Annotated in this window: 12 protein-coding genes; 7 read left to right on the forward strand and 5 right to left on the reverse strand. The window is 63.9% G+C overall.

All coding sequences use genetic code 11. From position 1 onward, the window contains the following. The first annotated feature begins 80 nt into the window (after positions 1–80). Complete coding sequence (locus TRD_RS01075) at positions 81–1,952, forward strand: peptide ABC transporter substrate-binding protein (RefSeq protein WP_012641636.1); 1,872 nt, start codon at positions 81–83, stop codon at positions 1,950–1,952. 52 nt (positions 1,953–2,004) lie between these two features. Here the strand turns inward: TRD_RS01075 and TRD_RS01080 are convergent, their stop codons facing one another. The 4 genes from TRD_RS01080 to TRD_RS01095 are packed head-to-tail and all read right to left on the reverse strand — an operon-like array spanning position 2,005 to position 5,155. Continuing rightward, the gene (locus TRD_RS01080; RefSeq protein ID WP_012641637.1) at positions 2,005–2,706 is read right to left on the reverse strand and encodes an ABC transporter ATP-binding protein; all 702 of its coding nucleotides are present in this window, start codon (positions 2,704–2,706) and stop codon (positions 2,005–2,007) included. Between the two features lie 22 nt (positions 2,707–2,728). Then, positions 2,729–2,989, reverse strand: a complete 261-nt coding sequence (locus tag TRD_RS01085; protein ID WP_012641638.1) for a GlsB/YeaQ/YmgE family stress response membrane protein — start codon at positions 2,987–2,989, stop codon at positions 2,729–2,731. Beyond that, positions 2,976–3,782, reverse strand: a complete 807-nt coding sequence (gene trmD, locus TRD_RS01090; protein ID WP_012641639.1) for a tRNA (guanosine(37)-N1)-methyltransferase TrmD — start codon at positions 3,780–3,782, stop codon at positions 2,976–2,978. The genes TRD_RS01085 and trmD overlap by 14 nt, the downstream gene beginning before the upstream one ends. A gap of 56 nt (positions 3,783–3,838) precedes the next feature. Continuing rightward, the gene (locus tag TRD_RS01095; protein WP_012641640.1) at positions 3,839–5,155 is read right to left on the reverse strand and encodes an HD-GYP domain-containing protein; all 1,317 of its coding nucleotides are present in this window, start codon (positions 5,153–5,155) and stop codon (positions 3,839–3,841) included. 664 nt (positions 5,156–5,819) lie between these two features. Here TRD_RS01095 and rfbB point away from each other — a divergent pair. From rfbB to aroC, 6 genes are read left to right on the forward strand one after another with little or no spacing between them, the layout of a single operon-like run. Next, a complete protein-coding gene (rfbB, locus tag TRD_RS01100; protein ID WP_012641642.1) occupies positions 5,820–6,854 on the forward strand; it encodes a dTDP-glucose 4,6-dehydratase in 1,035 nt (344 codons plus the stop codon). Further along, the gene (locus tag TRD_RS01105) at positions 6,851–7,564 is read left to right on the forward strand and encodes a PP2C family protein-serine/threonine phosphatase (protein WP_012641643.1); all 714 of its coding nucleotides are present in this window, start codon (positions 6,851–6,853) and stop codon (positions 7,562–7,564) included. The genes rfbB and TRD_RS01105 overlap by 4 nt, the downstream gene beginning before the upstream one ends. 54 nt (positions 7,565–7,618) lie before the next feature. Continuing rightward, positions 7,619–7,969: a nucleoside/nucleotide kinase family protein gene (locus TRD_RS01110; RefSeq protein WP_012641644.1), complete on the forward strand. Its 351-nt coding sequence runs from the start codon at positions 7,619–7,621 to the stop codon at positions 7,967–7,969. After that, positions 7,959–9,680, forward strand: coding sequence for a peptide ABC transporter substrate-binding protein (locus TRD_RS01115; protein WP_012641645.1), 1,722 nt, complete (start codon positions 7,959–7,961; stop codon positions 9,678–9,680). The genes TRD_RS01110 and TRD_RS01115 overlap by 11 nt, the downstream gene beginning before the upstream one ends. Positions 9,681–9,709: 29 nt before the next feature. Further along, positions 9,710–10,594: a GNAT family N-acetyltransferase gene (locus TRD_RS01120; protein WP_226980705.1), complete on the forward strand. Its 885-nt coding sequence runs from the start codon at positions 9,710–9,712 to the stop codon at positions 10,592–10,594. Positions 10,595–10,599: 5 nt separating this feature from the next. Then, complete coding sequence (gene aroC, locus TRD_RS01125) at positions 10,600–11,667, forward strand: chorismate synthase (RefSeq protein ID WP_012641647.1); 1,068 nt, start codon at positions 10,600–10,602, stop codon at positions 11,665–11,667. A 4-nt stretch (positions 11,668–11,671) separates the two neighbouring features. Here aroC and aroA read toward each other — a convergent pair whose 3' ends face one another. After that, a complete protein-coding gene (gene aroA / locus TRD_RS01130) occupies positions 11,672–12,976 on the reverse strand; it encodes a 3-phosphoshikimate 1-carboxyvinyltransferase (protein ID WP_012641648.1) in 1,305 nt (434 codons plus the stop codon). Between the last annotated feature and the right edge of the window lie 7 nt (positions 12,977–12,983).

Here is a 12,983-nt window from a genome sequence, read left to right on the forward strand (position 1 = left end):
CCAGGGTGTGACGATTCCACTACGATGGATGCCGAGCTGGTATCGGCGTGAGTGAGAGAAAGTGTCGAGGAGGGGATCCGATGCAGGAACTCGAACGACTGCGGGAAGAGATCGCGAGTGGTCAGGCGACGCGGCGCGAGGTACTGCGCCGGGCGGCGGCGCTGGGGCTCAGTGCACCGGTGATCGCATCGTTGCTGGCTGCCTGCGCGCGCCAAGAGGCGACACCGACTGCGGCTCCAGCGGCTCAAACGCCGGCAGCAGCCGCGACCCCGACGCCGGCAGCAGCTGCCACGCCGGCTGCTCAGGCGACACCGACCCAGGCTGCGGCGAAACGGGGTGGTGGAGGAACCTTGCGACTGCTTTGGTGGCAGGCGCCGACGATCATCAACCCGCACTTGGCGCAGGGGACGAAGGACTTCGATGCCTCGAACATCGTCCTGGAGGCGTTGGCCTACTTCGATTCCGAGGACAAGCTCGTCCCGCGCCTGGCCGAGGAGGTCCCCTCGGTCGAGAAGGGAACGCTGGACCCGGAGGGTCGCTGGGTCATCTGGAAGTTGCGCAAAGGTGTCAAGTGGCATGACGGCCAGCCTTTCACTGCCAAGGACGTCAAGTTCACGTACGAGTACGTGATCGATCCAGCCACGACCGCGACGACGATCGCTTCGTACCGGGCGATCGAAAGCGTCGAGATCGTGGACGACTATACGGTCAAGGTCACCTTCAAGAATCCGAATCCGGCCTGGTTCGAGCCGTTCGTGGGAGGGTTCGGGTTGATCGTTCCCGAGCACATCCTGCGGGACTACACGGGCGAGAAGGCGCGCAACGCGCCCTTCAATCTCAAGCCGATCGGAACCGGTCCTTACAAAGTGGCGGATTTCAAGCCGGGCGACGTGGTGATCTACGAGATCAACCAGGACTACTGGCAGGAAGGGAAGCCGTACTTCGATCGTGTCGAGCTCAAAGGCGGTGGTGACGCGACGAGCGCCGCGCGGGCTGTCCTCCAGACCGGTGAAGTTGATTGGGCTTGGAACCTGCAGGTCGAAGCGCAAGTGTTGCTGCAGCTCGAGAAAGCTGGGCAGGGGAAGCTCATCATCACGCCTGGTCCCAGTACCGAGCGGATCATGGTGAACTTCGCTGACCCGTGGACCGAGAAGGATGGTGCCCGCGCTGAACCGGATGTTCCGCATCCCTTCTTGACCAACAAGAACATCCGGCAAGCGATCGCGCTGGCGATCCGGCGCGACGTCATCGCCGAGCAGTTGTACGGCCCAGCTGGTCAGGTGACTGCCAACAACCTGAATGCGCCGGCCCGTTTCAAGCATCCGGAGCTCAAGTGGGAGTTCAACCTGGAAAAGGCAGCCCAGCTTTTGGACGAGGCGGGCGCGAAGGATACCAACGGTGATGGTGTCCGCGAGTACAACGGGAAGCCACTGCAGATTCTCTACCAGACCTCGATCAACTCCATCCGCCAGCGGACGCAAGAGATCGTGAAAGCGGAGATGGAGAAAATCGGCTTCAAGGTCGAGCTCAAGTCGATCGATGCCTCGGTCTTCTTCTCGTCCGATCCTGGCAATCCGGATACGTATGGGCACTTCTACGCTGACTTGGAGATGTACACGAATGGTCCTTCCAATCCGTTCCCGCTCAACTGGGCGCGGCGCTATCACTCACAGGAAGTGGCGCGCAAGGCCAACAACTGGTCGGGTGTCAACATTACCCGCTACCAGAACCCGGAAATGGACAAGGTGCTGGACCAGCTGGCGACCGAGATGAATCCGGACAAACAGACCGAACTCTTCCGGCAAGTGAACTGGATCAGCGTGACCGACGTCGTCGAGATTCCACTGGTCCACCGCAACTCTGTCTCTGCGGCGACCAAGAATCTGACTGGGTATAAGCCGTCAACCTGGGCTTCCGATGTTTGGGACATCGGTGATTGGCGCCGCGAGTGAAATGGGTTAGCCAACAGGCAAGACCGGGCTGGGATACCAGCCCGGTTTTCATTTACCGTGCAGGACTGACTCGGCTAGCCGAATCGGCAACGACACGCCCATCGCGCAGTTCCACGATCCGCTGCGCCCGCGCAGCCACCTCGCGGTCATGGGTCACCAGGAGAATCGTGGTCCCGTGGTGCCAAGCGGTCCGGAACAGTTCGAGAACGGTCTCGCCGCTCGCGCTATCGAGATTGCCGGTCGGCTCATCGGCGAGCAGCAGGGGCGGATCGTTGGCCAGCGCCCGGGCGATCGCGACCCGCTGTTGTTCGCCGCCCGAGAGTTCGCTGGGAAGGCGGTGCGCCCGGTACGCCAGCCCGACGCGCTCGAGGAGCTCGCGTGCTCGCTGGGGAGCGTCCCGGCGACCTGCCAAGACGAGTGGAAGTTGAACATTTTCGAGGGCGGTCAGCGTTGGCAGGAGCTGGAAGAACTGGAAGACGATTCCGACGTGGCTGCGACGCCAGCGAGCGAGTGCCTCCTCGTCGAGCTGGGCGAGATCGGTGCCAGCGATGATCACGCGACCGCTGGTCGGTCGATCGATGCCCGCGATCAGGTTGAGAAGAGTCGATTTGCCGCAGCCGGATGGCCCGACGATCGCTACCCACTCACCAGCGGTGATGTCGAGCGTCACCTGGTCGAGCGCCACGATTTCGCGCTGCCCGTCTCGGTAGACTTTGCTTATGCAGTCGAGTCGGACGAGCGGTGGATGCGACATCAGCGCGCGCCTCTCTCGCTCCTCAGCGGCGCATCAGATTGACGACGAGCAGGAGAACGCCGGCACCGACGAGTGCGACCAGGAGACTTCCCAAGAAGCCAGCTGGTCCCCGGACGCCCAGCAGCTGAAAGAGATAACCGCCGACAACCGCACCCAGCAGCCCGATCGCGATATTGCCCAAACAACCGAATCCGCGCCCGCGTGTCAGGAGTCCGGCCAACCACCCAGCGAGGAAGCCGATCACCAGCCAGCCGAGCAACGAACGTGGTTCAGCGGGAAGCACCCTGCTCTCCTCCCTCTGGTCGCTCGAGCTGATCTCCCTCGTAAACCGGCCCCTGGTGGGCGAAGGGATCCGGTGGACACCGTTGCAGGAGTTCGTGGTCGCGCGGCGTGAGCGCGGCGCGTGCCAAGAGATCCGGGCGGCGTGCCGCGGTGCGACAAAGCGCCATCATCCGCCGCCACTCGGCGATCTTGGCGTGATTGCCGCTCAGCAGAATCTCCGGTACGCCCAAGCCGCGGAAGATCGGTGGACGCGTGTACTGCGGGTATTCCAGGAGACCGGAGTTGTGCGATTCTTCAGCGAGCGACTCCGGATCGATCACGCCCGGGACCAGCCGGCTCACCACATCGATGACGACGGCTGCGGCCAGTTCGCCACCAGTGAGCACATAATCGCCGATCGACAGTTCGCGTGCTCGCAGAATGATGCGCACGCGATCGTCGATTCCCTCGTAACGGCCACAGATGAGAGCGAGCCGGGGAAAGCAGGCGAGTTGGCGAGCGATGTCCTGGGTGAAGAGTTCGCCGGATGGGCTCATGATGATGATCGGGGTGCTGTTCTGCTCCTGTCCGAGTACGGATTCCACGGCGTGAACGATGGGTGGCGCCATCATGACCATGCCTGGTCCGCCGCCGTAGGGGGTGTCGTCGACTGTGCGGTGCTTGTCGGTCGTCCAGTCCCGGATGTTGTGGATGGCGATCTCGATCAACCCGGCCTGCTGGGCTCGCTTGAGAATGCTCTCGGTCAGGAAACCGGTGAACATTCCGGGGAAGATCGTGAAGACATCGAAGCGCATCGCCGGCTGCTCCCTCTTGGGAGAGCTTAGCAGAACGAGGCGTCCGGCGCAGCGGCTCAGGAAACCGGCGCACTCATGGAGGGGGCGGTCTTTTCGCGAACGGCCTCGCGTGCCCGCGCCAGTGCTCGCTCGAAGGCGGCCACCACAACGGGATCGAATTGCGTGCCGGCACCCCGCTGTAGCTCGGCGAGCGCTTCTTCGTGGCTGAGCGCGCGACGATAGGGTCGATCGGTCGTCATCGCATCATAGGTATCGGCAACAGCGATGACGCGTGCGCCGAAGGGGATCGCTTCCCCGGCTAGTCCATCCGGATAGCCACGCCCGTCCCATCGCTCATGGTGATGGCGAACGATCTCGACGATGTGGCGGTAGGGAGTGAGGTGGCGGAGAATCTCGCTTCCGTCGACCGGATGACGCTGGATGACGGCGAACTCGTCGTCGGTCAAGCGACCTGGCTTGCGTAAAATGAGATCGCTCGTCGCCACTTTGCCGAGATCGTGAATGCGCGCCGCCGCAATGATGGCATCGCGCTCGTCCGCCGAGAGTTCGGGGAACTCGTCCAGGATGAGCATGGTGAGGTGGGCGACTCGCTGGGAGTGAGAAGCAGTATAGGGATCGCGGCGATCGAGGAGATCCGCCAAGAGTTCGAACGTCGACTGGGTCTCATGGTGGAGCTGGCGGTAATCGCGAAAGGCAAGGTAGGGGCCGACGAGTGGGATGACCATGAGGACGAGGGCCAGCGGGTGCTCGCGGGCGAGTATGGGAAACAGGCTTCCCAGCGCGGGCAGAGCCAAAAATTCGACCAGAAGACCGCGCGCCATCCCCCGCCAGAGGTACCAGGCACTCGTTCCAGAGGCGAGCGAGAGAACGAGCGCGAGGAGAACGGTCTGAAAGCTGGAGGAAACCACCGCTGCCAGCAGCATGGCCAGAAAGTTGCGCATACTTGCCAAAGGGGATCCCTCGTCGGCGAGCGTGAAGTAGAGGGGGCCGGCGACGACACCCTGCAGGGCGAAATTGTTCGCATTGGCGAGGATCTTCAATGGTTCGCGCCGGTCGATCAGATCATCGAGGAAGGTACCCACCACGGCGACGAGAATACCGAGAGTCGGTCCGAGAGTGAGCACACCCGCGAAGGTGATCGCGGAAGAGACGGAAACGGTAATGCGAGCGTGTGGGATCGGCAGGTCGATCGCCAGTTGTTCGGCGAGGACGATCAGCGCGACGAAGATTACGGCAGTAAAAAGCGTTCGCGGGGTCAAATCAGGGGGCCACAGCCGAGTGAGGTAAACCCAGGCAGCCAGGTTCGCTGCCGACAATGGGATCAGAATCGGCAGAAGTCGCCGGAGGTCGACTGTCGCACGCTGCACGGTCATGGACGCTCTCGGATCCGATCAGTCCAGAAATGATGTACCACACCTGCTCCGAGCGAACCATCGTACTCCGGTGAGTGATTTCGACGCGACTCTCGTCCCTGAAAAGGGGGAGGAAAGTCCGTAATATCCGGAGACGGCGAGCCCCGGCCTCACGAACTGACAGTGAGCCGGGGCTTCTGGTCTGCTCCTCACTCAGAACTCGCCGGAATCAACGGATCTTCCAGTTCTTCCACTTCACCGGGGTCCCCCTTCCCGTGTTGCGACCGACCCGGACCGAGTAGTACCTGCGTCCCGATCACTCTTAGTGCGAAGTTCCCGAGACCGGTACGACTGGTCACCCTTAATCTAGTACAATCGGCTCCCCTTGTCAAGACCTGAGTACGCAAACGTTCGTCCTTCGGTCGCCATGCTCGAGACCGAGGTGGACGCTTCTGAGAAGAGACGGTGAGACGAGAGCGTTTTTCACGGGCCGAGCACGAGAGTCATAGCGAAAAGCCGTGTTCGGTCGTGACGTGTGCTGCTGGCACGCCGGTGTCCTATTCACTAGCGCCTCTTCGGCGGCGGTGCCGGATCGGCCTCCCGAGCGTGCCGTCGGTTGGGGTCAACTGGGCTTGCCCCCGACCCCCGACGATGCTAGGCTGGGCCCGGCGAGTGGGAGGATGGAGTGAGCGACGCGGTGTTCCGACGCATCTTGATAACCGGCGGGGCTGGCTTCATCGGGAGTCACTTCGTCCGTCTCGCGCTCGCAGCTGGCATCCCGAGCGTTGTCGTTCTCGACAAGCTCACCTATGCCGGGAGTCTTCTGAACCTGGAAGAGGTGCTCGACGATCCGCGTGTCCGTTTCCTCGAGGGAGATATCGCTGATCCAGCGGCAGTGGCCGAAGCGATGGCCGGCTGCGACGCAGTGGTCAATTTCGCGGCCGAGACGCATGTGGATCGCTCCCTCCTGGAGCCGGCGGCCTTTATCCGGACGAACGTGTGGGGCACCATGGTGCTTCTCGAGCAGGCGCTCCGGTTGGGTGTCGGTCGTTTTCTTCACGTGAGCACTGACGAAGTCTACGGTGAGGTGCTCAGCGGTTCAGTCAGCGAGGACGAGCCGCTGCGGCCCCGCAATCCCTACGCGGCGAGCAAGGCAGCCGCAGAGCACTTCGTCTTCGCCTATTGGACGAGTTACGGCCTCCCCGTGCTGGTGACTCGTGGCTGCAATACCTACGGTCCTTACCAGCATCCGGAAAAATTCATTCCCTTGGCCATCACCAATCTTCTCACTGGCCGACCGATCCCTCTCTATGGTGACGGACTGCACGAGCGCGACTGGCTCTACGTCGAGGATCACTGCCGAGCCATCTGGACCGTGCTGGTGCGCGGTGAGCCTGGTCAGGCCTACAACATCGGAGCAGGGCAGCATCGACCGAACATCGCGGTGGCGCGAGCGTTGGTTCGTCTGCTCGGCGCCGACCCGAGTGCCATCGTGCATGTCGCCGATCGGCCCGGACACGATCGGCGCTATGCCGTCGATTGGAGTCGCTTGCGGGCGCTGGGCTGGCGGCCGATGGTCGACTTCGAGGACGGTTTGGCGCGGACGGTCGCTTGGTATCGGGCGCGGACGGATTGGTGGTCGGCACGCCGCGATGCCGCGTTCGCCGCGTATTACGCGCGCAATTACCAGGGACGAGAAGGATACCGCAACCAGCCGTGACGCTGACGATCGAGCTGGCTGTGGCCAAGACGCATCGGGCTGGTAACCGCGAAAGCGGCGATACGGTCGAACTCATCGAACGACCGGGTGGCGGGCTCTCGGTCGTCCTGGTCGATGCGCAAGGCAGCGGAATGGCCGCGAAGCTGTTGAGTCTTCAGGTGGCCGGTCGTGTCCTGACGCTGCTCAATGAGGGGGTGCGCGATGGTGCGGCGGCTCGCGCCGCGCACGACTTCCTCTTTACGCTGCGCGGTGGGCGGGTCTCGGCCGAACTCGATATCGTCTCGGTCGATCTGGCGAGCCGGACTTTGGTGGTGACGCGCAACAGCGAGGCACCACTCGTGCTGATCCGCGACAGCGACGTGGAGATCGTCGCTTCGACCGGTGGCCGGATCGGACTGTACCGGCATACGCGCCCGAGTGTGACCGAGTGGACGCTCGAGCCGGGGCTGACCGTGATCGTCGTGAGCGATGGAGTGGCGCATGCCGGGGCGCACGCCGGGAAAACGATCGATCTTGCAACGCTGGCCCGCCAGGAGTCTGTGGCATGCGAAACAGCACAGCAGTTGGCTGACCGCGTCCTGTCCGCAGCGCTCGCGGCCGATCGCGGTCATCCGCGGGACGACATGACAGTGGTGGTGCTGCGGTTGCAGGCTGGTGGGGTGAGGCAACCGGTTCGCCGACTCTCGCTCACCTTCCCGCTGACCGAGTGAGCTGTCGCCCAATCCAGTCGCTACACTTCACGGTCGAGTCTGGTGAGGCAGGGCATGCGAGTCGTGCTCGTCGGTCCCTGTGGTGCGGGAAAATCGACGATCGCTGCAGAACTCGCCGCTCGTGGTGTGGAGGCGATCGCGGTGGGCCAAGAGCATTCGATCATTCGCGATCTCTGGCGCCGACCGGCGGCTGATCTGGTCGTGTTCCTCGATGCCAGTTTGGAGACGGTACGAGAGCGGCGAGGTGCTGATTGGCCGGCTTGGCTCTACGAGGAAGAACAGCGGCGATTGTCTGAAGCGCGCGCGCATGCTGATCTCGTGCTGGATACTGGTCGGCTGACGGTGGGCGAGGTGGTGGAGCGGATCCTGCGAGCGCTCGAGAAAGCGGGTCAGCATGGGACGTGAGCGGCTTCTCTCGCTTTTGCTCGCCATCACCGTGCTGCTCACTGGGTGTCGGTTCAGTCTGCCGCTCAGCCGGTCGGCCACTCCCACTCCCGATTTCGTACTCCCTGTCGAGGCGTCGCCGACTCCCCCCGCGCCGGCGACGCTGTCGGTGACCGCAACACTCCTGCCGGGAGCCGTTCTGACCGCGCCGCCAGTGCCCACGCCACCGTCCTCGAGTGCGGAGCAGGTGCTCATCCTGGCTGGCACGCCGGAGGGACCGCTGACGCTCGATCCGGCGCTCGTGCGGGACGTGGAATCAGCGTTCGTCGTCCAGCAGCTCTTCCGCGGTCTCGTCCGGTTCGATCGCGCGCTCGTCCCTGTCCCGGAGCTGGCCGAGCGGATCGAGATCGGGCCCGACGGGCGCTCCTACACGGTCCGTCTGCGTGCTGATGCGCGGTTTCACGATGGAGACCCGATCACCGCGGCGGACGTCAAGTACTCCCTCGAACGGGCCTGCGATCCCGCTCTCGCTGATGGCGATGGCCGCGCGTTACCAGCCTGGGGTTTCCTGCGCGATCTCGTCGGTGCGCAGGCGCGGATGCTCGGCCGCCGCAGTGATGTCCCCGGTATCGAGGTCGTGGACGAGCGAACGCTCCGCCTTCACCTCGTCGAGCCGAGCCCGACCTTTCTCCTTCGGTTGGCTCTCCCGGTGGCGAGTGTCGTGAAGCGCGATGCTGTCGAGCGCGGGCCGGACTGGTGGCGTCAGCCGGTGGGAAGCGGGCCCTTCCGGCTCGTGCGGTGGACCGACGAGGAAATCGTGCTGGGCCGTCACCCACAGTACCGGCCGGCGCCTGCCTACTTGCGCGAAGTCCGCATCCGGATCGGTCCGGCTGCCTTGTCCCCGCTCAACCAGTACGAACGGGGGCAGCTCGATGTCGCTGCTGTTCCCGTTTGGGCGGTCGATCGCCTGACCGCGCCCGAATCGCCGTACCGCGACCAACTGATCGCCCAGCCGCTCCTCGGTGGAACCTACGTGTTCTTCAATCCAGGTGTTCCGCCGCTGGACGACCTCGTGGTGCGGCGCGCTCTGATCCAGGCGTTCCCGCGCGCCAAGGTTGCGGGGGTGACGCTGCAGGGGAAAGTGCCATTGGCACAGGGACTCATCCCGGAGGGAATGCCGGGAGGTCCTTGGGAAGCGACGGTGCTGCCCTATGACCCGGGGGAGGCGCGTCGGGTGCTGACCGGCCGCTCGCTTCGTGTGGAAGTCGCCAGCGCTGGGAGTGACGTCGCGATCATGTTGGGGCAGGTGTGGCGCCGCGAGCTCGGAATTGAAGTCGAAGTGCTCCAGTACGACTGGCCCGACTACTTGACTGAACTCGATGCTCGGCGCCTACCGATCTTCGTCTTCTCTTGGGTCGCTGACTATCCCGATCCGGAGGCGGTGATCGATGCGCTCTTCGCTGAGGAGAGTCCGAACCGGCCGATCGACTATCGGAATGCTGCGGTGCAAGAGCTCCTCGCGGCTGCCCGGCGGGCCACTGATCCGCAGGAACGGCATGCGCTGCTCCTGGCCGCTCAGCAGCAGATCCTCGACGACGTAGTGGTGTTGCCGCTGACGTTCGACGTGGAATACTTGCTCGTCGCACCGCGGGTGCGCGACCTTCCGGTCACCCCATTGGGTATCCTCGGTCTGGAGAGAGTTTGGATCGCGCCGGAGCGTGCTGCCCGTTGATGCGAGAATCGGCCGAGGGCGACTGCGTGATGGTTGGATCGACACTCATCGTTCCTCTGGAACCGGAAGATCTACCCCGTCTCCGGCTGAAGTGGGGTACCCGTTACGGTCTCCGGGACGTGGCTCACCTCGTGCGCGAGGCGCCCGGACTCTGTTTGTGGGCACCCACGACCGGCGAGTACGTGTTGGCTGGGCCGTGGCGTCACCGTGAGGAGATCGTTGCACTTCTGGAGGTTACTACGGGGAACCTTACCGATCAACTGATCGAATCCTTGGCGCGAGCGGCCACCGAACAGGGGAAACAGCTCCTGGTTGCCACGGAACAGGAGGAGCGGCGATCAGGTAGCTTCTACCAGCGGTTGGGTTTCGAGTTGATCGAAGAGATCCTCGTCTACGAAATGGTCCTCTATTCGACGCCGCCGGGTCCAGCCCGCTTGCGGTTCGAGCGCGTTGTGCTCGAAGACCCCTTCGCGATGGGAGAACTGTTGGATCTGGATCATGATGCCTTCGCGTGGCTTTGGTGGAATAGTGAGCAGGAGTTCGATGCGTACATGAGTGATCCCCGCGTCGATGTCTATCTCGGGCGGGAACGAGACGGCACGCCGGTCAGCTACGTGGGCATCACGCGTCTGCGCGGGTGGGGACATCTCGATCGGCTTGCGGTGGCGCCGGCATTCCAAGGACGTGGATACGGGTACGAGTCTCTGATCTGGGCAGCGCAGGTCCTGGCTGCTCGTGGAGCGCATCGCATCGCGCTCAGCACGCAGGCGAGCAATCAGCGGAGCCGGCAGCTCTACGAGCGGTTCGGATTCCGGCGCATTCCCGAACTCGATTACCGGCTCTACGGACGCTGGCTGGCTGATCCAATCGAAGCATGGGACCGACGCAGCTGGCGAGGAAACGGAGGAGCGTAGGGACGATGGGCAGCACGTTCGGACGATTGTTCCGCGTGACGACCTGGGGCGAATCGCACGGGCCTGCACTGGGTGTGGTTGTCGACGGGTGTCCAGCAGGCCTGGAACTGAACGAGGAGATCATCCAGCGTGACCTCGATCGGCGGCGCGTCGGGCAGAGCGAAGTGACCTCGCCGCGTCAGGAGCGCGACCGCGTGACCATCCTCTCCGGAGTGTTCGAGGGAAAGACGACCGGGGCCCCGATTTCGCTCATCACCTACAATGCCGACGCTGATTCCAGCAAGTACGAACCGCTGCGCGATGTCTTCCGTCCTGGCCATGCTGACTACACCTACTGGGTGAAGTACGGGCACCGGGATCACCGTGGTGGTGGGCGCTCGAGTGCCCGCGAGACGTGGGGACGAGTCGCTGCCGGTGCGATCGCGCGACAACTCTTGCGCACGGTGGCGGGCGTCGAGGTGTACGGCTTCGTCCGCGAACTCGGTGGAATCACGATCGAGACGTTCGATCGTGACGAGATCGACCGCAATCCGGTGCGCTGTCCGGATCCGGTCGCAGCGCAAAAGATGGTGGCAGCTATCCTCGAAGCGAAGGAGCAGAAAACGAGCGTCGGAGGAATCGTCGAGGTCCGGGCACGCAACGTGCCGCCCGGACTCGGTGAGCCGACGATGGACAAGCTCGATGCCTTGATCGGGTATGCGATGCTCAGTATCCCAGCTGTCAAAGGAGTCGAGATCGGCGACGGCTTTGCTGCCGCGCGCCTCCGTGGTCATGAGCACAACGATCCCTTCATCCTGGACAATGGTCGCGTGCGCACGTTGACGAACCATGCCGGCGGCATGCTGGGAGGGATTTCCACCGGCGAGGAGATCATCGTTCGCCTGGCGGTGAAGCCGACTTCCTCGATCGCTCGGCCGCAGCGAACGGTCGATATCCACGGGAACGAGCGCACGATCGTGGTGGAGGGGCGCCACGATCCGTCGATCTGCCCTCGTGTGGTTCCGGTGGCCGAGGCAATGCTCCTCTTGGTCCTGGCCGACTGTTATTTGATGAACCGCGCGGCTCGCGTCTGACGACTCAGCGGCGACCGAGCGCTGCCTCCAGTCTCTCGAAGAAGTCCGGGAAGGTCTTGGCCACGCATCCTGGGTCATCGATCTCCAAGCCGGGGACGGCGCAGCCGAGGATCGCGAAGCTCATCGCCATGCGGTGATCCCCATAGGTTCGGATCACGGCCGGCTGGACGGGACCGGGCTCGATGCGCAGTCCGTCGGGAAACTCCTCGACGGTGATTCCCAAGCGGCGGAGTTCGTTCGCGACCGCTGCGATGCGATCGGTTTCCTTGTACCGGATGTGCTGCACATTGCGAATGATGACCGGACCGTCGGCGAGCGGCGCGAGAGCGGCGAGCGTCGGAACCGTATCGGAAATCGCGTTCATGTCCGCCTCGATGCCGCGAAGCGGTCGTTTCCCGATGACCGTGAGAGCATCGGGCTCGCGAATGACGGTACAGCCCATGCGCTCCAGGAGGTCCACGAACTGGACGTCACCCTGGCGAGATCGCGTGCCGAGATTGACGACGCGGATACGACCGGCTGTTGCGGCTGCGAGGGCGAAAAAGTAGGATGCGGCCGAGGCATCCGGCTCGATGGCGTAGGTGCGGGATCGGTAGCGCTGGTTCCCTGGGACGTGGAAGACCTGGGCATGTTCGTGCGTGGCGATCGCCCCGAAATCAGCCATCACGGCTAGCGTCATCTCTACATAGGGCACGGAGACGAGCGGGCTCTCGAGTTCGATGCGGAGACCATCGCGCGTGCACGGGCCGATCATGAGGAGCGCGCTGAGATACTGACTGGAGATGTCGCCCCGCAGGCGGATGGTTCCTCCGGCGAGCCCATAACTCCGCACCCGGACCGGCGGACAACCGGTGCCGAGCAGCGATTCCGCCTGCACACCCAATTGCGCCAGTGCGTCGAGGAGCGGTTGGATCGGTCGCTCGCGCATGCGCGGCACGCCGTCGATCAGGTATTCGCCGTGACCGAGCGCCGTCATCGCAGTGAGGAAACGAGCCGTCGTGCCCGAATTGCCGACGAACAGCTCGGCCCGCGTCGCTGGCAGCGTGCCACCCTTCCCCTGCACGATCATGCGTTCCGCGGGCTCGTCGACGTCTACCGGAATGCCGAGACGGCGCAGCGAATCGACCATCACCCAGCTGTCCTCGCTGAGGAGGGCACCTTCGAGCACGCTGACGCCATCGGCCAAGGCGGCGAGGACGAGTGCCCGGTTGGTCAAGCTCTTCGAACCCGGGAGCCGGACGATGGCGTCGACCGGCTGCTCGGCGGGTCGAATGGGCAAGCGAGGCGGATAGGTGCGATGCAGTGTCACAGCAGCT

The organism is Thermomicrobium roseum DSM 5159, assembly GCF_000021685.1.
GTDB classification, from domain to species: Bacteria; Chloroflexota; Chloroflexia; order Thermomicrobiales; family Thermomicrobiaceae; genus Thermomicrobium; species Thermomicrobium roseum.